Source organism: Xanthomonas bromi, from assembly GCF_900092025.1.
GTDB lineage: Bacteria > Pseudomonadota > Gammaproteobacteria > Xanthomonadales > Xanthomonadaceae > Xanthomonas > Xanthomonas bromi.
In genome coordinates, this window is sequence record NZ_FLTX01000012.1 from 30,397 (window position 1) to 54,272 (window position 23,876).

General features: G+C 64.2%; 16 protein-coding genes, 1 other RNA gene and 2 pseudogenes. 12 read left to right on the forward strand and 7 right to left on the reverse strand.

The features are described from left to right. The first annotated feature begins 167 nt into the window (after window positions 1-167). Window positions 168-1,949 (forward strand): autotransporter assembly complex protein TamA, encoded by a 1,782-nt coding sequence (locus XBLMG947_RS04950; RefSeq protein ID WP_065466663.1) that lies wholly within the window; start codon window positions 168-170, stop codon window positions 1,947-1,949. Next, window positions 1,946-5,812, forward strand: a complete 3,867-nt coding sequence (locus XBLMG947_RS04955) for a translocation/assembly module TamB domain-containing protein (protein ID WP_065466664.1) — start codon at window positions 1,946-1,948, stop codon at window positions 5,810-5,812. The genes XBLMG947_RS04950 and XBLMG947_RS04955 overlap by 4 nt, the downstream gene beginning before the upstream one ends. A gap of 131 nt (window positions 5,813-5,943) precedes the next feature. On the opposite strand, the pseudogene XBLMG947_RS24095 reads toward XBLMG947_RS04955, so the two are convergent. Then, a pseudogene (locus XBLMG947_RS24095) lies at window positions 5,944-6,096 on the reverse strand (IS5/IS1182 family transposase); the annotation flags it as partial. A gap of 103 nt (window positions 6,097-6,199) precedes the next feature. Next, entirely contained in the window at window positions 6,200-6,436 is a 237-nt protein-coding gene (locus tag XBLMG947_RS24100) for a transposase (protein WP_065466665.1), read from the reverse strand. On the opposite strand from XBLMG947_RS24100, the gene XBLMG947_RS04965 reads away from it, so the two are divergent. The 3 genes from XBLMG947_RS04965 to XBLMG947_RS23485 are packed head-to-tail and all read left to right on the forward strand — an operon-like array spanning window position 6,435 to window position 7,236. Next, entirely contained in the window at window positions 6,435-6,620 is a 186-nt protein-coding gene (locus tag XBLMG947_RS04965) for a hypothetical protein (RefSeq protein ID WP_065466666.1), read from the forward strand. The genes XBLMG947_RS24100 and XBLMG947_RS04965 overlap by 2 nt on opposite strands. Then, window positions 6,617-6,748, forward strand: a complete 132-nt coding sequence (locus XBLMG947_RS23915; protein WP_258077728.1) for a hypothetical protein — start codon at window positions 6,617-6,619, stop codon at window positions 6,746-6,748. Before XBLMG947_RS04965 ends, XBLMG947_RS23915 begins: the two co-directional genes overlap by 4 nt. Next, window positions 6,745-7,236 (forward strand): hypothetical protein, encoded by a 492-nt coding sequence (locus XBLMG947_RS23485; protein WP_065466667.1) that lies wholly within the window; start codon window positions 6,745-6,747, stop codon window positions 7,234-7,236. The genes XBLMG947_RS23915 and XBLMG947_RS23485 overlap by 4 nt, the downstream gene beginning before the upstream one ends. Before the next feature lie 190 nt (window positions 7,237-7,426). Here XBLMG947_RS23485 and XBLMG947_RS22465 read toward each other — a convergent pair whose 3' ends face one another. Then, window positions 7,427-7,690 (reverse strand): hypothetical protein, encoded by a 264-nt coding sequence (locus tag XBLMG947_RS22465; RefSeq protein ID WP_139074356.1) that lies wholly within the window; start codon window positions 7,688-7,690, stop codon window positions 7,427-7,429. Window positions 7,691-7,855: 165 nt separating this feature from the next. On the opposite strand from XBLMG947_RS22465, the gene XBLMG947_RS04975 reads away from it, so the two are divergent. The 4 genes from XBLMG947_RS04975 to XBLMG947_RS04990 all read left to right on the forward strand — a co-directional run bounded on the left by XBLMG947_RS04975 (window position 7,856) and on the right by XBLMG947_RS04990 (window position 9,101). Further along, window positions 7,856-8,284, forward strand: coding sequence for a hypothetical protein (locus XBLMG947_RS04975; RefSeq protein WP_065466668.1), 429 nt, complete (start codon window positions 7,856-7,858; stop codon window positions 8,282-8,284). Between the two features lie 10 nt (window positions 8,285-8,294). Continuing rightward, window positions 8,295-8,744: a 3-dehydroquinate dehydratase gene (locus XBLMG947_RS04980; RefSeq protein WP_065466669.1), complete on the forward strand. Its 450-nt coding sequence runs from the start codon at window positions 8,295-8,297 to the stop codon at window positions 8,742-8,744. Beyond that, window positions 8,725-8,952: a hypothetical protein gene (locus XBLMG947_RS04985; protein WP_065466670.1), complete on the forward strand. Its 228-nt coding sequence runs from the start codon at window positions 8,725-8,727 to the stop codon at window positions 8,950-8,952. The genes XBLMG947_RS04980 and XBLMG947_RS04985 overlap by 20 nt, the downstream gene beginning before the upstream one ends. 72 nt (window positions 8,953-9,024) lie before the next feature. Next, window positions 9,025-9,101: non-coding RNA, sX9 sRNA (locus tag XBLMG947_RS04990), on the forward strand. A 182-nt stretch (window positions 9,102-9,283) separates the two neighbouring features. On the opposite strand, the gene XBLMG947_RS04995 is transcribed toward XBLMG947_RS04990, so the two are convergent. Continuing rightward, complete coding sequence (locus XBLMG947_RS04995; protein ID WP_065466671.1) at window positions 9,284-11,011, reverse strand: outer membrane protein assembly factor BamB family protein; 1,728 nt, start codon at window positions 11,009-11,011, stop codon at window positions 9,284-9,286. Between the two features lie 715 nt (window positions 11,012-11,726). Then, window positions 11,727-12,341 (reverse strand): gluconokinase, encoded by a 615-nt coding sequence (locus XBLMG947_RS05000; protein ID WP_065466672.1) that lies wholly within the window; start codon window positions 12,339-12,341, stop codon window positions 11,727-11,729. A gap of 157 nt (window positions 12,342-12,498) precedes the next feature. Here XBLMG947_RS05000 and XBLMG947_RS05005 point away from each other — a divergent pair, with 157 nt between their 5' ends. Continuing rightward, on the forward strand, window positions 12,499-13,881 hold the full coding sequence (locus XBLMG947_RS05005) for an MFS transporter (protein WP_065466673.1): 1,383 nt from the start codon (window positions 12,499-12,501) through the stop codon (window positions 13,879-13,881). Window positions 13,882-13,883: 2 nt separating this feature from the next. Continuing rightward, window positions 13,884-16,283, forward strand: a pseudogene (locus tag XBLMG947_RS05010) (GH36-type glycosyl hydrolase domain-containing protein); the annotation flags it as partial. A 101-nt stretch (window positions 16,284-16,384) separates the two neighbouring features. On the opposite strand, the gene XBLMG947_RS05015 reads toward XBLMG947_RS05010, so the two are convergent. Next, a complete protein-coding gene (locus tag XBLMG947_RS05015; RefSeq protein WP_065466674.1) occupies window positions 16,385-19,027 on the reverse strand; it encodes a glycosyl hydrolase 115 family protein in 2,643 nt (880 codons plus the stop codon). Window positions 19,028-19,714: 687 nt separating this feature from the next. Between XBLMG947_RS05015 and XBLMG947_RS05020 the strand changes: the two genes are divergently transcribed. Further along, entirely contained in the window at window positions 19,715-23,164 is a 3,450-nt protein-coding gene (locus XBLMG947_RS05020; RefSeq protein WP_065466675.1) for a hybrid sensor histidine kinase/response regulator, read from the forward strand. A gap of 120 nt (window positions 23,165-23,284) precedes the next feature. Here the strand turns inward: XBLMG947_RS05020 and XBLMG947_RS05025 are convergent, their stop codons facing one another. After that, entirely contained in the window at window positions 23,285-23,866 is a 582-nt protein-coding gene (locus XBLMG947_RS05025; protein ID WP_065466688.1) for a manganese efflux pump MntP, read from the reverse strand. Window positions 23,867-23,876 lie beyond the last annotated feature (10 nt).

A 23,876-nucleotide genomic window follows, 5' to 3' on the forward strand; every position in this document is an offset into this window, starting at 1 on the left:
TCTGAAGGTGTAAACGGGGCGAGCGGCAATGGAGATCGGGGCGCTCGCAAACACTGTCAACGAAACGTTAACAACACGCCACTGTAACCACTTCCGTCGCCCGTCGTATAGTCGTGTTTGCTTACAATTTTTGTCCCTTGCACGCCGAGGCTGGGTATCCTTTGCAGATGCTTAAAGTCGCGTTTGCTCTTTCCTTGCTGTGCACCCTGTTCGTTCCGCTGCAAGCGGTTGCTCGGGCAACCATCGACAAGATCGAAATCAAGGGATTGGACCGCGGCGACGACGCGGAGATGATCGAGAACATCCAGGTTTCCCTGTCTCTCTATGAGGCCGTGGGCAAGGAGCAGGGCGAGTCGCGACTGGAGTACCTGCTGGCGCAAGCCGAGCGGCAGACGCGCGAGGCGCTGGAGCCGTTTGGGTATTACTCGCCGACGATTACGTTGGCTGCACCGCGCGCAGGAGACAAGGTGACCGTGGTGATCACGGTGGAGCGTGGTGAGCCGGTGCGGGTGCGCACCTCGCATATTTCGATCACCGGCTGGGCCGAGCAGGACCGCTATCTGGGGCAGGATCTCCAACAGTTCGAGCCGCGCGAAGGCCAGGTCTTCAGTCATCCGCACTACGAAGCCAGCAAGGTGCGCATCACGCGACGTCTGGCCGAGCGTGGCTACTTCGATGCCGACTTCACCCAGCGCCGCGTCGCGATCACGCGTGCCGAGCATGCGGCCGATATCGATCTGAACTGGGACAGCGGCCGCCGCTACGACATGGGCAAGGTGCGCTTCGACTACGACTACTTCCGCGATGGCCTGTTCGAGCCGCTGGTGTACTGGGACGAGGGCAGCTACTACCACGAAGGCAAGCTGGACCGGCTGCGCGAGTCGCTGACCAAGCTCGATTACTTCAGCACCATCGATATCCAGCCCAAGCCCGAAGAGGCGGACGACCAGGGCCGTGTGCCGGTGGACGTCAAACTCACCCGCGCCAAGCGCACGGTGTACACCGCCGGTCTGAGCTATGGCAGCGAGAGCGGCGCCGGTGTCCGCGGTGGCGTGGAGCGGCGTTACGTGAATTCGCGTGGCCACAAGATGGACACGCAGCTGGACTATGCGCAGAAACGCAAGAGCCTGACCACCAGCTACCGCGTGCCGGCGTTCCGCTGGCTGGATGGCTGGTACACCGCCTCGGCGCGGCTGTACGACGAACAGACCGAGTACATCGATCTGCGTAACGTCAAACTCACCGGCAGCCGCAGCGGCCAGATCAACGAGCGCTGGAGCGCCATCGCCTCGATCAACGCCTTGCGCGAGCGCTGGCGGTTCGCCAGCGGCAGCGATTTCACCGATGCGGTCTACGAGACCTCCACGCTGGTCTATCCGCAGTTGCAGGTCAATTACGTCAATGTCGACGACCGCCTGTTTCCGCGCAGCGGCGTATCCGGGCAGGCGTTCATTCGCGGCGGTGCCGAAGGCGCCGGCTCGGATACCAACTTCGGCCAGGTCTATGGCCAGCTACGCTGGTTTCTGGGCGCCGGCGACAACAGCCGGTTGATCTTGCGCGGCGAAGGCGGCACCACCTGGACCAGCGATCTGGTGGCGATGCCGCCGAGCCTGCGCTTCTTCGCCGGTGGCGCAAACAGCATTCGCGGTTATGCGTTTCGCGAGGTTGGCCCGCGCACGCCCAAGCCAGACGAATTCGCGCTGGGTGCCAAGAATGTGGTGACCGCCAGTGCCGAACACGAGCATTACCTCAACGGTGGCCCATGGGGCGGAGCCGTGTTCGTCGACAGCGGTAGCGCGTTCGATGACCGGCCGGACTGGCATACCGGTATCGGCTTCGGCCTGCGTTGGCGCTCGCCGGTGGGGCCGGTACGCGTTGATATCGCGCATGGCTTGAACGACCCCGACTCCCAGTTTCAGCTCTATATCGATATCGGGGCCAACCTGTGAGCACGCCTAAGCCAGCCCCTGCACCGCGCCGCGCGCGCTTCTATCGCCGCCGCCGCTTCTGGGTGGGCTCGGGCCTGACCGTGCTCGGGCTGGTGCTGCTGGCCTTGATCGCACTCTATTGGCTGTTGCAGACCGTGGCTGGGCGCGATGTGTTGCTGGCGCAGGTCGTCGCGCGCTTGCCGATCGGTGCCAGCTTCACCTACGGCAAGGTCGAAGGCCCGGTGGCCGGCCCGCTGACCTTGCGCAATGTCGACTTCACGTATCAGGACATCCATTTCACCGCCGAGCGTGTGTATCTGGAGCCGGAGTTGCGCCCGCTACTGGGCCGCAAGCTGCAGCTGAACGCGGTGCAGGTCAGCAATGCCACCTTGAATCTGGGCAAGAGCGACGAACCATTCACCCTGCCCAGCTGGCCCGAATCGCTGCCGCAGATCAACGTGCCGCTGGCGATCCAGGCCGAAAAGATCGATGTGCAGAACCTGCGCATCACCCAGCTGCAGCAACCGATGATCGTGTTGCACAAGGTGCAGGGCGGGCTCGATGTCGCCACTGGCGAGCTACGCACACGCGATCTGGTCATCGATACCGACATGGGCGACGTCCGCCTGCACGGCGATTACGTGCCCAACGACGACTATCGCGCCGATCTCACCGCCACTGCGGTGCTGCCGGCCGCACGCGGACGGACGCCGGCCAGCCTGGGGTTGGTGGCACGCGGCGATCTGGACAAGATGGAAGTGGCCATCGCCGGCCGCGCGCCGGCGCCGCTACAGGCCAGCCTGGTATTCACCGGCCGCGACGACCCGACCTGGGCGTTCAAGGCGGTCAGCGAGGCGCTGGATACGTCGCTGTTGATTCCGGCGGCAGAGGGGCAGCCCAATCCGCCGGCCACGCCGGCCACGCCGATCGCGCTGAACCTGCAGGCCTCCGGCAAGGGCGGCAACGCCGATCTGCAGGGCAGCATCAAGCAAGGCGAGTTCAGCGCCACGTTGCAGCCCTCGCATCTGCGTCTGGCCGAACAGGTGCTCACCGTCGAACCGTTGGTGATCGACACTTTCGACGGCCGCACGCAATTGCGCGGCAGCGCCGACCTGCGCGATACCCAGAATCCGAGTTTCCGTTTTGCAGTCAACGCCAGCGGCCTGCGATTTACGCCGGCTGCGGATCCAGCCACGCCCGACGCGCAATTGGTGCCGGTGGAGTTGAAAGACGCACGCCTGGGCGTGGCCGGCACCTTGCGGGCGTGGGCCGCGATCGGCCGCGCTACCGTCGAGCGCGACGGGCAGCAGGCCGAACTGGTGTTCGACAGCCGCGGCAACGACCAACGTGCGCAGCTCAAGCAGGTGAAGGCGAAAACGCCGGGCGGCTCGCTGGACCTTAGCGGTGAAGTGGGCTGGGCGCCGGAACTGCAATGGGATGTCAGCGCGCAACTGGCCAAGTTCGACCCGGGTTATTTCGTGCCGGGCTGGAACGGCAATCTGTCCGGCAAGATCGCCTCCAAGGGCCGCCAATTGCCGGCACCTGCGGGCGGGGTCTCGCCGGGTTTCGAGGCGACTGCGGAGATTCCGAACCTGACCGGGCAGCTGCGCCAACGCGCGCTCTCGGCAAACGGCAAGTTCGCGTTGCGTGGCGAACAGGGCGAAGGCGAACTGCAACTGGCGCTGGGCAATAGCCGCATCACCGCCAAGGGCAAGGTGGGCGACCAGCTGGATATCGCTGCGCAGTTGCAGCCGTTGCAGCTGGACGATGTCATGCCCGGTGCCACCGGCATGGTGCGTGGGCAACTGCAGGTCAGCGGCAAGCGCGAGGCGCCGGACATCACCGCCGACATCGCCGGCACTGGCCTGCGCTGGGACACCTATAGCGCCCAGAGCCTCAGCCTGCGTGGCCGGCTGCCGTGGCGCGGCAGCGATGGACAACTGATATTGCAAGGCACCGGCATCGAAGCCGGTGCGGTGCTGGACAGCGTGCGCGTGCAGGCGCGTGGCGCGGTGGAAGCCTTGCGGCTGGATGCCGACATCGCCAACAGCATGGCCAGCGTTGCCCTGCAGGGCGATGTGCGGCGCAACGGCGAGCGCTGGCAGGGTCAGGTCGCCACGCTGCGGATCGTACCGGCCAAGGGGGATGCCTGGGCACTGCGTCAGCCGGCGCAGTTCAGCACCGACGGCGCGGCCTTCACCCTGTCCGACACCTGCCTGGGCGCGGCCACCGGTGGCGCGCTCTGCGCCAGTGCCAACTGGCCGCGCGAGGGCATGGTGGTGCACGGCGATGCACTGCCGCTGTCGCTGGTACAGCCGTGGCTGCCCAAGCAGGAAGGCCGGCAGATCTACCTGCGTGGCGAACTGTCGCTGGACGGCAGTTTCAAACCGCGCGGCAATGCCTGGGAAGGCAGCCTGCGCATCGCCTCTCCCGAGGGTGGCATTCGTCTGGGCGAAACCCGTTATGCGGCAGTGGCCGGCAAGCCCAATCGCGGCGAGTTGCTGCGCTACGACCAGTTCAGCATGCAGGCCGATTTCACCCAGCAGCAGATTCAGGCCAAGCTCGGGATCGGCTTCCAGGGCGCGGGCTTTGTCGATGCCAAGTTCAACACCGGCTGGGATGCGTACGCGCCGCTCAACGGCGAGCTGTATCTCAATATGTCGCGGCTGTACTGGCTGGAGCTGGTGATTGCCGATGTGGTGCAGCCCAAGGGGCTGGTCGAAGGCCACGTGAGCCTGCGCGGCACCCGCGACAAACCGCTGCTCGGCGGCGATGCCACCTTGAGCGATTTCACTGCCGAATACCCATCGATGGGTTTGACGCTGAGCGAAGGCAAGGGCCGCTTCGATGCGCTGCCGGATGGCTCGGCCAAGATCACCGCCTCGGCCAAATCCGGTCCCGGCACGCTCACCGTCGATGGCGGATTGTCGTGGTTCGGTACCAGCACGCCGCTGCTGCTCACTATCCGCGGCGATAACGTGCTGGCCTACAACACCAGCGAGTTGCGCATCATCGCCAACCCGGACATGCAGTTCGGCATTACCGACAACACCATGCATCTGCGCGGCAAGGTCACCGTGCCCGAAGCGGACATCGACCTGGAACGCCTGGACCGCGGCACCTCGGTGTCCGAAGACGTGGTGGTACTGGACCCGGTGGATCCGCAACAGACGCCGGCCTCGCCCTTGGATATGGACCTGGCCATCGTGCTCGGCGACAAGGTCAACATGACCGGCTTCGGCCTCAAGGGCGGGTTGAGCGGGCAGATGCAGATCCGCGCCCGCCCGGGCCGCGAAATGACCGCCAACGGCGGGCTGGATGTGCGTGGCCGCTACAAGGCCTATGGCCAGGATCTGACCATCAGCCGCGGCCAGCTGACCTGGAACAACAACATCGTGTCCGACCCGCGCGTAAGCCTGCGCGCCGAACGCAGGATCGGCGACGTCACTGCCGGCATCGACGTCAGCGGCCGCGCCGAATCGCCACGCGCCGATGTCTGGTCGGAGCCGGCGATGTCGCAATCCGAAGCGCTCTCGTACCTGGTGCTCGGCCGCGGCCTGTCCACCGCCAGCAGCGACGAAACCCAACAGGTCAGCGCCGCTTCGGCGGCACTGTCGGCCGGCAGCAGCCTGATCGCCTCGCAGATCGGCGCCAAGCTCGGCCTGGACGAAGCCGGCGTGAGCGAATCCAGTACCCTGGGCGGCTCGGTGGTGGGCTTCGGCAAATACCTCTCGCCCAAGCTCTACGTCGGTTACGGCGTCTCGATGGTCGGCAGCGGCTCGGTGCTGACGCTGAAATACCTGCTCAGCCGAGGGTTCGATATTGAAGCCGAATCCAGCACGGTGGAGACCAAGGGGTCGGTGAACTGGCGGCGGGAGAAGTGACGTCTCGTTCTGCCTAGGGATAGTCTGATCAACGTTGCTGGACGACGCTGCGAGCCACATCGGTGGCGTTGACCGCGCTCAGACCTTGGGTTTTCCGCCGTTTCCGGCGTATTTTCGGGGTGTTTGCCCCATTACAGGCATACCTCCTCCACGGCAGGCATCAACTGCTTTCGCTTCACCCAAAGGCTCGACAGCGCAAACAACGTCAGCACCTGCGCGGTGTTCTTGGCCAGGCCGCGATAGCGCACCTTGACGTAACCAAACTGACGCTCGATCGTCCGGAACGAGCAGGCTGGCCTTGGTGTGCTCCCATCGCGTGGCCAACTTCCATTCGCGCTTGTTCTTGATCTGCTTCAGCTTCACGGCGATCAGGTAGCGCAACTTGCGCTACCACTTCATCTCTTCGCGCTTGTCCAGCCCAGTGTAGCCGCCGTCACTGCACACCGTGTCCTCCTTGCCATGCAGCAGCCTGCGCGCCAAATCATGTCGCTTCAGCACGTGGCGGAAATTGAGAACTGTTGTCTCATCCGGCACCTCGTCCAGACAATCGATCTTCGAAAAACTGCGCATCGACACTGTGTCGTACAAGGTCTCTTCCGCACATCGCCTGGACGGAGCGATCATGGATGCATTGCGCCTGTTCGGAAACTACCCCACCTTCGAGCGGGAAACAGCAGAAGCGCGGCATATTCTTGAAGTATTCGGTTATCGTCAGCTTACCGAGGATGATACGGGCCCGATAGAGGAAACGATCGCGTGGTTCACCCATCACCACCCCGAAGGCATCGATCAGGATCTGCAGCGATGACAGCGCAGCTGGGATTCTCGACCATCCGTGAGATGGTGGATGGCATTGATGCGAGACGTCTATTGGGTCAGTTGCGCGAACAGCGAACCGATCAGTTCGAAAAGGAAATAGAGGTTGGACAATCATGAAGATCATCGCCAAGAAGCTTACTAAGAATGACAAGTACGACCAACTCTTCTGCCTGCGAAGGGATGGTTCGGAAACCAGCACGAGCATGCCACGCCAAGGCGTACTGCCGCACGACTTGATTCATTACGTTGTCGAGTCGGTTCTGCGCTACGACCAGGGCTTCCTGGGCATTGTCGCCAAGGGCTCAGCCATTTCATTCGCCATGGAGCAGACACACGAAGCCAAGGACCCGAACTCAGCTAACCAGGCCATTCATGCCGAGGCGCTCGTCGAAAGCCTACAAGCACAGCTGTGGAGCGGCGCGTTCGATGAAGAACAGTTCCAGGAAGGTCTACAGTCAGCATGCGCGTCACGATCTAAGCCCGCTCCGGATTTGTCGCACGTGGACGTCCGACGCGACCTGTACGAACGTGTGATCGAACTCGGCCAGCGTTGGCATCAAGTGCCTTATCACGGGACATTGGAGCTGGAGATGGAGCATCTCTAGTCTTGCCCGCCCACGTTGATGTTGGAGTCTTGCCCGTTGGGTTTGGTTTCCGGCCGCAAGTACCGGGTTGACTTCTTGCGCTGGTTCAAACACGGAGATTGGCGTGGACGTCGTTCGGGCGGAACTTGGCCAAGAATGGGCAGTAGGGCATCGGTTATCGTTGAGGACGGAAGGTATCCCAACTCAGGTTTCAGTCGTACTTCCGGATATGAGGCCACAGGGTTAGCGTCACCCCGGCCACGACCAAGCGATCAGCAATAACCGACTTGTTTTCGTAGAGCAGCTGTTGAATAAATCGAATCCGACATTGGTCGGTACTGAGAACGAAGCTTCGGATCCGCCGCGCAACGCGCGGGAACTGATGACGGGTACGGCCCAGGCAGATCCGTAAACCGTTGAAATTTTCTCTAATCCGATGGCTGCTGGCCTGGCCGCTTGAAGTGCCGGTGACCATCAGAGCGGGGTTTCCATGTTGCGGTGGGTCTGGGTCCAGGAGTTCGGTAAATTGGCTCTGCGGATACAGTAAATTTATGCCTGATTCGCATTGCGCCAATAGCGCCTTTACGCCACCCAGGCCTACCTTGGCACTCCCGCACTGTGGTGCGTTGAGCCGAACACGATGTGTATCCTGATTTTGCGAGGTCCTCAGGCCAATGCGGCGCCGTTGGTGCCGATGCAGTTGCCTGAGTGTGCCGGGCGTGCGTTGCGCACGCTGGCGTGTGCCGATGTGGATAGCCTGATTGCCGAGTTGCATGCGGCCGGTGGCGATGCCGAGGTGGAGTTGGTGTTGCTGGATTCGGGAGATCTGCCGCTGTCCGAGCGGAGCTGCGCACGGGCTTTGCGCGCTGCGGTGGATGCATTGCCCACGCCGTATATCGAGCTGCACACCGATGCCGATCAGGAGCTGGAGCCGTGGCTGCATGCGCAGCATGCGCCGTTGGCGGTGGTGATCACGCCGCACGATGCGCCACGTGCGTATGCGATGTCGCTCGGCATTGCCGCGCGGTGTCTGCCGTCGATGCACGCGCCATTGCGCGTTGCTGCCTGAGGAGCACGCCATGTCGATCATGATCATGCGTGGGCCGGAGGCGGCGTTGCCGCTGGTGCGCGGGCCGCAGCCGTTGCCGCGCGCCGTCATTCGCCAATTGGTGGCGTGCGCCGGGGACGCCGGCAAGACGGTGGCGTTGCGTGCCTGTGGCTCGGAACAGGAACTGCTGGATGCGCTGCGCGTGGCCGGTCAGGCGCGGATGGAGATCGCCTTGATCGATCCGGGCAGTTGCGTGGACAGTGCGCGGTTGCATCGCGTGCTGAGCGACCTGCCTTACCCCTATGTCGAAACGCACGACGACAGCGTGGACCGTCCGGAACGCTGCCTGCCGCATGGTCTGGGGCAATGCATCGCCACGGTGCGTGGCTACTGCGCGCAGAGCTATCTGTTGGGGCTGGAGATCGCGCTGGAACATCTGGGCTGCACGGAGATTCAAGGCGATGTCCACGTCGGGACCTGAGCGGCGCCAGCTGCATTACTTCGCCGATTACGAAGGCTATTGCGATGGTCGGCCGGTGCTGTGGGGACAGCTGGCGTATAGCGTGGACGTGCCGGACGATGGGGAGCTGGATGCAGCCGGTCTGGTGTGCGCGCTGCGCCGGCGTGCCGCCGAGGCGCACGGTCTGGAAATGGGCCAGATCCGCTTATGCCAGGTCACGCGGCTGTAGGTGGGGACTGAGCGCAGCGAACATAACGACTGCGCAGTCGTCGGGCGGACGCGGCCGTTGCTCGGAATCGGCATGTACCACTCGGACACTGCGATTCCGAGCGCGTTGCCCGTACCGACCTGTCGACTGCTCGCGACGTTTCGGTAGCCGCTCGTTGTGTTAGCGCGCGAAGGTCTCGCTGCAGACGACGCAGCACCGCATCGCAGCTTCCTCCGTGCAGTGCTGGCAGCCACAGCTGGTCCAACGACGACCGCTGAAAAGACACCGCCGCCCGAAGGCGGCGGTGTCGTGTGTCGGACAGGACGCATCACTGCCGTCCTGCGGCTCCTGCTTACTTGGCTGCGTGATCCGGCACGAACTTGGTCAGCTGGTTGCCGGTGGCGGCGGTACCGAAGTTGAAGCGGCCGTAGCCGGCGCCCCAGTACAGCGCACCGTTGGCGATTGCCGGCGAACTGATCACCGAGCCGGTAGCGTTGTAGTTCCAGACGGTGGCGCCGGTGTCGGTGTCCAGTGCGACCATGTTGCCCGCCATCGAGCCGGCATACAGCAGGTTCGGCGAGACCGTCAGCGAGCCTTGGCCGCCCGCCGGCACGGTCGGATTGACCGGGTTGACGCCGGGCACCTTGACCTGCCACTTGATCTTGCCGGTTGCGGCATCCAGTGCGGCCCACGAGCCGCCGTTATGGCTCTGGACGTTCGCCGGGCCAAGCGTGTAGGTGGCGTTGGAATTGTTGTTGATGGCCACATAGACCTGCGACTTGTACGGGTCGAAGGCGGTACCCCATTCCACGCCGCCGGTGGTGCCACCCGGGCCGACCTGTGTCGACCACACGTTGGTACCGGTCTTGGCATCGAACGCCCAGTACTTGCCGCTCTTCTGACCGGCACCGACCAATTGCTGCGGCCTGCCACCGCGCCACACGGCGAACAGTTGCACGCCAGCACCGCCGAAGTCGTAATCGGGCCCGGTCAGGTTGGTCGCCTGCGTATTGGGGCACAGCCCGTTGGTGGGAGCGACGAGGCAGGACAGATTCCAGGCGTCGTACCCCTGCGCTCGGTTGGCCCAGGCGAGCTTGCCGGTATCCAGATTCAGCGAAATCACCGAATCGACGTAGTTGTCCGGCGCCATGCAGCTGAGTTCATCCTGCACGGTGAGTTCGCTGCCCCGGTAAGAGCGCGCATTGGAAATGCAGTTACCCACGTCCTGCGGAATGTTGTAGTTGTTGCCGGTGCCGAAATACAGCCGGCGGTTGATCGGGTCGATCGCCACCTGGCCCCATACCGATGCGCCGGTATAGCCCTCAGGCACGTTGTAGAACTGCCACACCTTCTTGCCGGTGTTCAGGTCCACCGCGACCACACTGCCGCGGAAGCTGAAGGTGTGATTGGCGGTCAGATTGCCCCAGTCGCCGGAGGACAGGCCGACGTAGATGCGGTTGCCGTAGATGACCGGCGAGGAGGTGATGCGCGCCTGCGGATTGGCTTCCACCGTGGTCTTCCACAACAGCTTGCCGGTCTTCTTGTCCAGCGCCAGCAAGGTACCGGCAACCTGGTCGCCGACGATGATGCTCTTGGCGCTGATGGCCGGCGTATTGCGCGTCACCGAGTTGGCGTTGCCGGTGTAATCGGACAGCTTGGCTTGCCAGTTCGGCTTGCCGGTCTGGGTGTCCACGCTATACAGCGTGCCGCCCCAGTCGGGTACATACAGGGTGCCGCCTTCGACACTGGGCGTGGCCGAGATATCGCCGGTGGTGGTCAGTGTCCATGCCGGCTTGAGGGTCTTGGCCGTGGTGCGGTTGATCTTCCATTCGCCAGGTGCAAAGCGCGAATTCAAGTAGCCGCCACCGGCTGTCGTCCAGTTGCTGGGGCTTGCAAAGGGGAGGTCTTGACCGAAGCTGCGCCAGACCTGGCCGGAGCGTGCGAATGCCTCGGTATCCAGGGACGATAACGGCTGTCGCGCAGTGCTGGCGGAAGACTGGGCGAAAGCCACGGCACTGACGAGCAGACAAGGAACGAGCGTCAAACTGCGGAACCGCAAACGGCGTTTGGGATTGGTCATCACGGCATGTCCTAGATGGAAGGAAGCAGTGGATCCCCCCGGATCTGCTGACCGAAAGATGGACGATTGAAGTGGTCGCGCAATACCTGCGCTGCGCTACATTCAGAAAGCGGTCGGGTCCGTTTGCATCTGGTACCACCAGCTTGGAAAATTTGCGTTCAATCTGTTCGTTATTCGCGCAGATCATGATGATTCATCACTATCTTGCGCTGTCGCGATAGAAAAAATGATTGATGAGCGTTGGCCAAATGTGTGCGTGCCACCATGGTTTGAAAGAAGTAACCAGGAAATTTCGCGCAACCTTGTGCGGTGGGTTTTTGCTGCAATTGGGCGTGCGCCATGAGAGCGGATGCGACGAGCGTCCGGTGCGCGATGTCGGGGGGCGGATCCAATGTGCTGTAGTTCGTAGCGAATGGATGCCTGCGCTGAGCACGGTGAGTGACCGCGCGTGCGGCGCTCCTGGTGCGGGGTGCGGATGCCTGCGGTGGGTGATGCGGGCGTGGCGCGGAAGCTGACGCGACAGCAGGTGCGTTGTGCGGTCGTATTGCGCGCACTGTCTATGTGCGTTGCGGTCACACTGCTGGCGACGCTATCGCTCGGCGTGTTGTGCATCGCGACAACAGCGGCAGCATCGTGACGCACAACGCACAACGCACAACGCACAACACAACGCACAACACAACGCACAACGCCCGCGCGCTAGGCGGCAATCACCTCACGCGTCGGGCAAATCGGATGCGCCCAATGACACGCGTTCCGATGCACGTGAAGCATGCTGCAATGCAGCGGGATCGATCGCTGCCAGCTGCGCGATCGCGTCCTGCACGACGGCGGGCACGCTGGCATCCACGTCCACCGACACCACGTCGGCTTCGTCCAGCGGCAACTCCAGGGTCTTTAGCTGGCTGTCAAGCAACGTCGGTGGCATGAAGTGGCCGGCGCGGGCGCCCAGGCGGGCGGCGATCACGTGCGGGGCTGCGTGCAGGAATACGAAGCGCATCGGCACGCCGCTGTTGCGCAGCAATTGGCGGTGTGCGCTGCGCAAACCGGAGAACGCCAGCACCACCGATTCGCCCGCCTGCACGCAATCGCGCAGGGTGGCCGCTAGCAGTTCCACCCACGGCAGACGCATCGCGTCGGTGAGCGGTTGGCCGGCCGCCATCTGCGCGCGTGCTGCCACGCTGTGGTAGTCGTCGGCATCCAGAAAACGGAAGCCGTAATGCGCTGCAAGCGCTTGCGCAATGGTGGTCTTGCCGCTGCCGGATACGCCCATCACCACCAGGGCAAGCGACGAAGCGGACGCGGGCGTGGCGTGTGCAGCGGTGTCCATCACGTCAGGTTATATCTCTGTGTCTATTCGGCATTCGAGTGGATTTCACGTTGGCGGCAGCCGATGCGTGGTGTAGCGTCGGCGCTCCTCGCCAGGTGCGCGGGCACCCAGCGTACCGGCGTGCTCGGCCGGGTACAACGCATTTGAAGGTGTGTCGATGCCGTCACCGCCCGCAACGTCTGCTGCATCGGCGCGCCTGCGCTGGCGAGAGAAGCTGGGCTATGGCGCCGGCGATCTGGGTCTGAATCTGTACTGGGCCAACATCTCGGCATTTTTGCTGATCTTCTACACCGACACCATGCACCTACCGGCTGCCGCAGTCGGCACGATGATCCTGTTGACCAAGATCGCCGATGCGATCGCCGACCCGGCGATGGGCGCGCTGGCCGACCGCACGCGTAGCCGGCTTGGCAAGTTCCGCCCCTATCTGCTGTGGGGCGCGCTGCCGATGGCGGTCACCGGTGTGCTTGCCTACACCACGCCGGATCTGGATCAACACGGGCGCATGTGGTGGGCCACCATCACGTTCCTGGTGATGATGCTGGCGTACACGGTGGTGAGCATTCCGTATTCGGCGCTGTCCGGCGTCATCACCGCCGACAGCCAGCAGCGCACCGGTCTGATCAGCCTGCGCTTCATCGGTGCGTTTGCAGGCACCACCTTGGTCAATTACTTCACGATGGACTTGGTGCGCTGGTTCGGCGGCGGCAACGATGCGCTTGGGTGGCAGCGCACGATGATGCTGTACGGTGCAGTGGCGATGGTGTTGTTCGTCACCGTGGCATTGACCACGCGCGAGCGTGTGCAACCACCGCCGCAACAACGCACGCCGATCCGGCGCGACATCGCCGATCTGTTGCAGAACAAGCCGTGGTGCGTGCTGTTCGTACTGTCGTTGATCATCATGATCACGATCACCATGCGCGGCGGTGCCGGTGTGTATTACCTCAAGTACTACGTGCAACGCCCGGATCTGGTCGGCTTGTTTCTGGGCAGCTATTCGGTTGCCTTGGGCGTGGGCGCGGCGATCACCCCGCTGCTGACGCGGCGCTGGGACAAGCGCCGGCTGATGTGCGGGCTGATGGTGCTCGTCGGCCTATTGAGCTGTGCGATGTTCTTCGTGCCCGCCGATGCGGTGTGGGCCGTGTTTGCGTTGAACATACTGATTGGACTGGCGCTGGGGCCGAAATCGCCGTTGGCGTTTTCGATGTATGCCGATAGCGCCGACTACACCGAATGGCGCACCGGTCGCCGTGCCACGGCGATGACGTTCGCCGCTGCGACGTTCTCGCAAAAGCTCGGCGGCGCGCTGGCCTCGGCCGGTATCGCCTGGGTGCTGGCCGCGATGGGCTATGTCGCCAACACGGCGCAGTCCAGTGGGTCGTTGACCGGCATCGTCCTGCTGCTGACGGTGATTCCGGGTGCGGTGGCGCTGCTGGCTGCCTGGACCATGCGTTTTTATCCACTGGACGACGTGCTGTTGCACCGCATCCAGCACGAACTGGCCGCGCGCAAGCGCGACGAACCGGAGCACTCCTGACCGTGTCTGCAACGCCTGCTGCGACGTCCGATGCGCTGACCAGCTTGATGGCGCCCAGCGCCGATGGTGCGCGCTATGCGCTCTACAGTCCCACCGCAATGCCCAATGCCGGCGGGTTTTTATGGAACCGCCGCATGATGCTGCAGCTGACCTGCCGCGGTTATACCACCGCTCAGTTCATGCAGCCGGAACCCTCGAAATACGCGCATGCGCCGATGCTGGAAGCGCGCAATTTCATGATGCCGGAGCAGCCGTATTACGCGCATCATCCCGGGCGTTTCTTCTACCTCAAGGATGAAGACACCGGCGCGTTGTATTCGGTGCCGCACGAACCGGTGCGCGCGCAGCCGCAGGCATTCGAGTTCTCTGCCGGCAAGCACGATGTGCGCTGGCGCGTGCGTCACGACGACATCGTGGTGGAGTTATGCGTGTCTCTGCCCACCGACGATGCGGTGGAGCTGTGGGAATGCCGTGTACACAATGCCTCCGGGCGTGCGCGCAGGTTGAGCCTGTACGCCTATTTCCCGGTCGGCTACATGTCGTGGATGCACCAGGCCGGCGGCTACGAGCCGGCGCTGGGCGGCATCGTCTGCCGCAGCGTGGCGCCGTATCAGAAGGTGGACGATTACTTCCGCCAGCGCGATTTCAAGGACTGCACGTTTCTGCTGCACGAGCAGACGCCGGTGGCCTGGGACGCGCAGCAGATGGCGTTCGAAGGCGAGGGTGGCCTGCATGCGCCATCGGCCGTGCAGGCCGAGCACCTGGGCAACCACGATGCGCATTACGAGACGCCAGCGGCAGCGTTTCAATACCGGCTGACACTGGACGCCGATGCAGCCAGCGTGTATCGCTTCGCATTCGGGCCGGCCAAGGACGATGCCGAAATCGCCGCGCTGCGTGCGCGTTATCTGTCGGAAGCCGGCTTTGCACAGGCGGCGCGTGAGTATGCGGACTATCTGCAGGCCGGCCGTGGCTGCGTCCAGATCGCAACGCCCGACGCGGCGCTGGACAATCTGGTCAACCACTGGTTGCCGCGTCAGGTGTTCTATCACGGCGACGTCAATCGCCTGACCACCGATCCGCAGACGCGCAACTATCTGCAGGACCATATGGGCATGGCCTACCTGCAGCCGTCCACTGCACGCGCGGCGCTGTTGCACGCCTTGTCGCAGCAGGAACCCAGCGGCGCAATGCCGGACGGCATTCTGTTGGTGGAAGGCGCCGAGCTGAAATACATCAACCAGGTGCCGCATACCGATCATTGCGTGTGGCTGCCGATCTTCCTGAGCGCGTATCTGGCCGAAACCGGCGATACCAGCATCCTGGACGCGATCGTGGAAACCCATGACGGGCAGCGCCTGAGCGTGGCCGAGCGACTGGATGTGGCGATGCAGTGGTTGCTGGATGCGCGCGATGCACGTGGTTTGAGTTTTATCGCGCAGGGCGATTGGTGCGACCCGATGAACATGGTCGGGTGGCGCGGCAAGGGGGTGTCCGGCTGGCTCACCGTCGCCACCGCGTATGCATTGCGCTTGTGGTCGCAGATCTGCACCGCGCAGGGCCGCAGCGCGCAGGCACAGACCTTCGGCGAAGCGGTCGGCATTATCAACGCCGATGCCAACCGCGAGTTGTGGGACGGCGACTGGTATGCGCGCGGCATTACCGACGACGGTGTGCGCTTTGGTATCGCCGCCGATGTGGAGGGTCGCATCTATCTCAATCCGCAGAGTTTCGCGTTGCTGGCCGGCACCGCCAATGCGCAGCAACGTGCGGCGTTGCTGGAAGCGGTGCGCGCGCAGCTGCATACGCCGTATGGACCGGTGATGCTGGCACCGGCGTACACGCAGATGCGCGAGGACGTGGGGCGGCTGACCCAGAAGTGGCCGGGCGCGGCGGAAAACGGGGCGGTGTACAACCACGCGGCGGCATTCTATTTGTACAGCCTGTACCGGATTGGCGAGGCCGACCGCGCCTGGGAGATCCTGCGCGCCCTGCTGCCAGGGCCGAGCCGCGAGGATGTGCTGCAACGCGGCCACCTGCCGGTGTCGCTGCCCAACTACTACCGCGGTGCGTGGCATCAATACCCGCGCACGGCCGGGCGCTCTAGCCAGCTGTTCAACACCGGCACGGTGGCGTGGGTGTATCGCTGCGTACTGGAAGGTCTATTCGGGCTGGTCGGCGAGGGCGATGCGCTGGCGATCCGTCCGCAGCTGCCATCGCATTGGCCGCACGCGCGTGCAACGCGCCACTTCCGTGGTGCGAACTTCGAAGTCGCGTTGACGCGCGAGCCGGGCCGCACCGCGATGGAGGTGCGGGTCGATGGCAAGGCCTGTCCGGATCAGCGCATTGTCAACATCGTGAGTGGGCAGGTGTATCGGGTCGAGGTGCGGCTGCCGGGGTGAGGGCTGGTGTCGGCCGGCGTTGCGCGGTCCGTCCCGGCGGCAACAATGGTCGCCCGCAAGCGGCTGGAGCGCGTTGTGGCCGCCCTCCAGCTCGCCATGCGTCAGCGTGTCGGCGCTGGCCCCAGATAGGACGCAGGCACGGGCACGGTGCTCAGCACCAGCTTCTCCAGGACGAGGTTGTCGTCGATCCTGAAGACCTTGATGGTGTGCCGCCCCTTTGCCAGCGCGCCCATCTGCGCCGACAGGAACACCGCATTGTTCTGTACTGCCGTTGCCCAGGCCTTTTCGGTGGGCGTGTTCTGCGCCCCGCCAGTCGGGTGCAGATCCGAGTTGACGGTGGTCACCGGACCATCGTCGATGGACACCGCCAGGCGGAGCGGTCCGCGGTTGGACGTATCCAGTGTGGGTGCAAGATACAGGCCGATCGTCGCCGTGCCCGGCGTCGTGACGGCCACGTCGTACTCCACTGCGACGCGGTCTTCGGCCACGGTGGCGGGTTGCCCCTGCGGCAACGCGACCACGGCGCCTTGCGTGCGTCCCAGCGCGGGGATCGCGGTCCACTGCAGGGCTTTGTTGGCGATGACCCGCGAAAACATCGGTGCTTCGATCGAGATCACGCCTGGCATGGGCGGAGCAGGCGGTGCGAACGCGATGGAGCGGGCGATCCGGTCGGGCGGCGTGTTGCCGCCAACGCGGCTGATCGATGGCATGGACTGCTCGGTCGGGTCGTTCCAGACCACATAGCTCATGTGGACCTGATTCATCATGCCGTCCCATTTGCCATCGTTGATCGCGTGGTAGTGCTGCGTCAGCGCCTTATCCCGCTCGAAGGTGGTTTCGACCAGATCGGCGAAGTAATTGGCACGCACATCGTTGCGTGCGGCCAAGCGTTTGTTCCACGCGGCAGCGTAGTAGAGCTGGTAGAGATTGGAGACTGCAGCGATCGGGTACTCGACCAGCTGGTAATACGCATCGTGCTGGTCGGCCGGCACGCTCGCCTTGAGGTCACGCATGCATTGCTCGAGCGCCTGCCAGTCGGCGACGATCGCCCCGAACTCGCCGCCATCCAGCTTGGCCGGTGCGCCCTCGCCCAAAGCGAAGGTCTCCTGGTCGAGCAATTCCGGTTTCCTGCGCGCGACCAGCGTGCTGTAGCGGGTGATCAGCTCGCCGATACGCGCGGCATGTGCAGCGCCGAACGATTCCTGCGCCCACTGCTGGGGATACGCCGCAAGCGCGCCGGGCGTCATCGCTTCCGGATTCCAGGCCATCTTCAGGAAAAAGCTCAGCGGATATTCCATCGGTTTGATATCGCCGACGTTGACCATCCAGAGCTGCCGTGCGCCGCGTTGGTAGGCCAGATCCATCTGCTGCCAGATCTTTTCGATCTGGTTGGTATTGATCCATTTGTAGTTGCGCGGCACCCCGACATAATCGAAGTGGTAGTACACGCCATAACCGCCCGCGCGTTGCAGGTCAGCGACAGGAAGACGGCGAATCTGTCCCCAGTTGTCGTCGGAAAACAGCAGCGTGACATCGTCGGGAACCTGCATGCCGTGGTCGTAGTAGTCCTGCACTTCCTTGTAGAGCGCCCACACCTGCGGCGTCTGCGTGGCCGGTGCCGCGGTCACGTCTGCAATGATGGCGCGCTGGTCTTCCACGATGCGTTCCAGCAGATGGCTGGCCGTGCTTTCGGCCATCGGTTCGTCGCCATCGCCGCGCATGCCGACGGTCACTAGGCTGTCGTAGCGTTGACCGCTGCCTTTGGACATCATGCGCGCGATGCCACCCTTCCAGAAGGCACGCAGATTGGCGGCATTGCTGTTGTAGTCCCAGGCACCGCCGCTATCGGGGATGCTCTTGAGATGCCATTCCTTCTGCGCGCGCATCATGGGCTCGTGATGGGAGGTGCCCATGACGATGCCCATCTGATCGGCCAGCACCATATTGTTGGGGTCGTCGACGTTGAACGCCTTGCCCCACATCGCCGGCCATAGAGAGTTGGCCTTCATGCGAAGGCCCAGCTCGAACACATGCGCATACATCTTCGCATTGACGCCGCCGAATTTCTTCATCGCCCAGCCCTTCAAGGCCGGATCTTCGTCGTTGATGAAAAAACCGCGGTAACGCACCTTCGGCGCATCCGACACGCTGCCGCGGGTGATGAACAGGTTGGAGCGATGCGCCGTTGCGACGTCGGCGAACCAGTACCAGGGCGACACGCCGATCTTCTCCGAGACATCGTAGGTGCCGAATACCGCACCACGGCGATCGGCACCGACGATGACAAGCGCCCGGTCGATCTGTGGCGTGGGGCGATCGACGACGATCTGCGTATACGCCTCCCAGCGCTGTAGCAAGGCACGCTTGTCGATCTTCCCGGCGGCGATGAGCGCATCGATGATCGGACTCTGGCCGAGCGTGCCAACGATCACCGCCGTGCCGCGGACGGTCGCCAGATCGGTGGTCACGCGACTGTGGCGCCCGGCGACCCGTTGCAGGTCGGCCGCGAAATTGTCAGCGACCGACCGCACGGCCGGATCGGCCGATGCATCGATCACGACCGTGGCCGGCACCTCCGAGCGGATCAGCGCAACTGCGCCGGCACTGTCGCGTTCGCAGACCGACACCGGCGTGTTGCAGGCCCAGACACCGTCGGCGGCGAAAAGGCCGGCCGCGATGATCAGCAGGGAGCGCAGGCGCGACGGCGCAACTGACGAGGTCTGTGTTCTTGCTGGAACGGACATGGGCTCTCCACGCATGCTGTGCTGACTTCTGGATGGGTGTGGTGCGACGCTCGTCTCGACTGCGGTACCGAGAGACGGGCTTGGTCGATACACCGCGCCGGCATGTGTCACGCCTGCACGATGTTCCGCGCTCCATCGCGTTGTGACCAAAGCGCACGACGCTGGGTGACCACCCTGGTCGGCATGCAGCGGTCACTGGCCTCCGCGGATGGTGCGGACGACAGCGTTGCGTGGCGATCGATCCGCGCCATGCAAACCAGCATCGTGCAATGAAACGCGGTCGGCACATCGACGGCTGCAAGCTGGACAGACAGTAAGTCGTGATAGCGCTAACATCAAGCGTCCCAGCGAACGCGGCAGCGGCGCCTGCGCGGCACACTGCTACGCAGGTGCTGCGTCCTGTGCCCGTGGTCATGCAGACCGATGACCGCGATGGCAGCTGCGCGTGTCAACCGTCGTGGCGCGTGAGCGGTCTGCGCGTTGTAGTGCGCGTTTGCAATGACCGATGCCCTGCAAGCCGCGGCAACGTATTCGCCAAGGCCTTGCGCAGCACGGCGAGGCGATACACGAACGTCGGCGCAACCCATCGCCTGACGCCGGCTCTGGTCCGCTGCAGCGCAGGCAACGCCAACGTGCGCGACTGCGTAAACTCCACGGCTGGCGCTGCGCCGTGTAAAGGAGGACATCTTGGTTTCGAGCTGGATCCTGCTGCTGGTTTCCCTTGGCTACGCAGCCCTGCTGTTCGGGGTGGCGTGGTGGGGCGATCGCCGTCCGCTGTATCCGGAGCGGCCGTGGCTGCGGCCAGCGGTCTACAGCCTGGCGTTGGCGGTGTACTGCTCGTCGTGGACCTTCTACGGTGCGGTGGGCTCGGCAGTGCGCAACGGCATCGGCTATCTGCCGATCTACCTTGGGCCGCTACTGTTGCTGCTGTTCGGCTGGCGCATCATCGAGCGGCTGGCGCTGATCGCACGCGCCGAAAACACCGTCTCCATCGCCGATTTCATTTCCTCGCGCTACGGCCGCTCGCGGCGGCTGGCTGCGCTGGTGGCAGTAATCGCGTTGGTCGGCATCGTGCCGTACCTGGCACTGCAGTACAAAGCGGTGGCAATGAGCCTGGAGGTGCTGACCGGGCATAGCAGCGCCGGGCGCGGCATCTTCGCCGACCCGGCGTTATATGTGGCGCTGTTGATGGCGTTGTTCGCCACACTTTTCGGCACCCGCCAGGTGGATGCCACCGAACACCATCACGGCATGATGCTGGCCATTGCGCTGGAGTCGGTGATCAAGTTGATCGCCATGGTGGCGGTGGGCCTGTTCGCCTGGCTGTGGCTGAGCGACCACCAGCTGCATATCGCCGATTCGGCGCGCACCCTGTTCGAACACACGCCGTCGGTGGGGTTCATTTCGCAGACGCTGCTGAGCTTTCTGGCGGTGATCTGCCTGCCGCGGCAATTCCATGTGGCGGTGGTCGAATGCAGCGATGTCGGAGATATCCGTCGCGCGCGCTGGTTGTTCGGTGCGTACCTGGTGATCATTTCGGCGATGGTGGTGCCGATCGCCTCGGCCGGTATCGCGCTGTTCGGCAAGGGCAGCGCGGTGGTGGACGATGCGGTGGTGCTGGCGCTGCCGCTGAGTCAGGGCAATACGGTGCTGGCGTTGGTGGCCTACGTGGGCGGCTTTTCGGCGGCCACCGGCATGGTGATCGTGGCCAGCATCGCGCTGGCCACCATGGTCAGCAACGATCTGGTGATGCCGGTGTTGCTGCGCCGCCGTGGCAGCGCCGATGCGCGTGCGGCGGTGGCGTCGCGGGTGTTGTGGATTCGTCGTGTCGCGATCTTGCTGCTGGCGCTCATTGCCTACGGGTATCACCGCAGCGTGGCCGACGACACCACGCTGGCCGCGTACGGACTGATGGCGTTTGCGGCGGTGGCGCAATTCGCGCCTGGCGTGATCGGCGGGCTGTATTGGCGTGGCGCCAGCCGCAAGGGTGTGGAGACCGGCATGGTGCTCGGCTTCATGACCTGGATCTATACGTTGCTGCTGCCGGCCGCGACACGTGCCGGCTTGCTGCAGCCGGACTGGCTGGTGGACGGGCCATTCGGCATCGAATGGCTCCAGCCGCAGCAGTTGTTCGGCATGCGTGGCTGGGACCCGTTGGCGCACGGCACGTTCTGGTCGTTGTTGATCAACGTCGGCGCGATGATGCTTGTGTCGGCACGCTGGCGCCCGGGCGTGGACGAGCGGCTGCGCGCAGCGCCGTTCCTGGACCCGTATGCGCAGCGTCCGGCAGTGGCCGGCGACTGGCCCGGGCATGTGCGCGTTGCCGACCTGCAGGCGCTGGCCGAACGCGTGGTGGGCGAGCGGCATGCCCATCGCGCTTTCGTCGACCAGGCCTTGCTGCTGGAGCGCGAACTGCAACCGACGGTGGTGGCCGATCGCGCCTGGGTGCAGTTCACCGAGCGCCTGCTGGCGGCGTCCATCGGCGCGGCCTCGGCACGGTTGGTGCTGACCAGCCTGTTGCGCGGTTCGGGCATGGAGCTGGGCGAAGTGGTGGCGGTGCTGGACGAAGCCGGCCAGGAACTGCGCTTCAATCGCGAGATCCTGTCTACCACGCTGGAAAACATCAGCGCCGCAGTCAGCGTGGTCGATCCGGAGATGCGCCTGACCGCGTGGAATCGGCGCTACCAGCAGCTGTTCGGTTATCCGGACGGGATGTTGTATGTGGGCCGCCCGGTCGCTGACCTGATCCGCTACAACGCCGAGCGCGGCGAGCTGGGCGAAGGCGATATCGAAGACCAGATCGACCGCCGTATCCGGCATATGCGCGCCGGTTCGCCGCATGTGTTCGAGCGCACCCGCAGCGACGGCAAGGTGATCGAAATGCGCGGCCAGGCGCTGCCCGGCGGCGGCTACGTCACCAGCTACAACGACATCACCGACTACAAGCGCGCCGAGCGCGCGTTGCTGGACGCCAACGAAAATCTGGAGCAACGCGTGGCCGATCGCTCGCGCGAGGCCGAGCTGGCGCAGCAATCCAAGACGCGTTTTCTGGCCGCCATCAGCCACGACGTGTTGCAGCCGCTCAACGCCGCGCGGCTGTTCGCCTCGGCCTTGCGCGAGAGCCACCAGAACAACGCAGAACAGCGCCATCTGGCCGAACGTGTGGATGCCTCGCTGCGTGCGGCCGAGGAACTGCTCGACGGCCTGCTCGACGTCTCGCGCCTGGATGCTGGCGGATTACGTCCGACGGTGGAGGACTTCGACGCCAGCGCATTGATGCACGAGCTGGCCGCGCAATACGCGCCGGTGGCGTCCAGCCGCGGGCTGCATTTGCAGGTGCATAGCCGGCCGATCTGGGTGCGCAGCGACCGCCGCCTGCTGCGTCGGGTGATGCAGAACTTCCTGGCCAATGCGCTGCGCTACACGCGGCAGGGACGCATCGTGCTGGGCATGCGCGGGCGTGGGCAGCAGGTGGAGCTGCAGGTGTGGGACACCGGTCCGGGCATTCCCGAGCACCACATGCGGCAGATCTTCGAAGAGTTCCGCCGCTATCAGCAGCCATTCGACTGGGGCGAGCAAGGCCTGGGATTGGGCTTGTCGATCTGCCAACGCATCTCGCGCCTGCTCGATCACGATCTGAGTGCGCGCAGCCAGGTCGGTCGTGGCAGCATGTTCTCGATCCTGTTGCCGCGTGTGGCGCCGGTGCCGGTGGCCCCGCTGTTGCCAGTGACGGCCACACGTGCATCGCCCAGTGGCGATTCGCTCGCCGGCCTGCGCGTGCTGTGCGTGGACAACGACCGCGAGATTCTCGACGGCATGCGTGCGTTGCTCGGCCGCTGGCAGGTGGAGGTGATCACCGCCAGCACCGTGGACCAGGCACTGGAACGCGCGCGCGAACAGCCGGACCTGATGCTGGTGGATTACCACCTGCACGACCGCATGGATGGCCTGGACACGCTCGATGCCGTGCAAGCTGCCGCACCCGCACCGATCGCCGGCGCCCTGCTCACGGCCGACGGCCGCGACGAACTCAAACAGCTTGCGCGCGAGCGCGGCTATCGGTTGCTGACCAAACCGGTGAAGCCGGCATCGCTACGTGCGTTTCTGAGTGCGCATCACGATGCGAAAAAACGCTGAGGCGGGTTTGCTGCAGGTGGCAATGTCAGCGCCGGCATGCAAGGTGATGTGGCATTCCCGCTCATGTCGCATCGCGGGCAAGCCCGAGCACGCGCAACAGCGCTTGGCTGCAAGGTGCGCTTATGCTGCGCCGCCCAGGTGCTCATAAAGAATCACGCTGCCGACGATCACCAGAATCAATCCACCCAGAATCTCGGCACGCTTGCCGATCAGATTCCCGAGCGCGCGGCCCAGCATGACCCCTGCAGTGACCATGCTGAAAGTGCACAGGCCGACCACCAGCGCAACCACGCCGATATGCACATCTAAAAATGCCAGGCTCACGCCCACCGCCATCGCGTCGATGCTGGTGGCAAAGCCGGTGGCGGCCAGTGCAAGCAGACCGTTTTTCTTCGGGGCATCAGGCGCCTCATCGGCGTCGTCAGGATCGGCACGCAGACCGGCCACGATCATGTGCGTGCCCAGCGCGCCGAGCAGCACGAAGGCAATCCAGTGATCGTAGGCAGACACATAACTGGACGCCGCACGGCCCAGCAACCAGCCGATCACCGGGGTGATTGCTTCGATACAGCCGAAGATCAAACCGGCACGCAGCGCATCGCGCCACTGCGGCTTGCGCATCGCCGCGCCCTTGCCGATCGCCGCGGCGAACGCGTCGGTGGACATGGCAAAACCGATCAACACAATGGAAAAAGGAGACATCGACACTCTC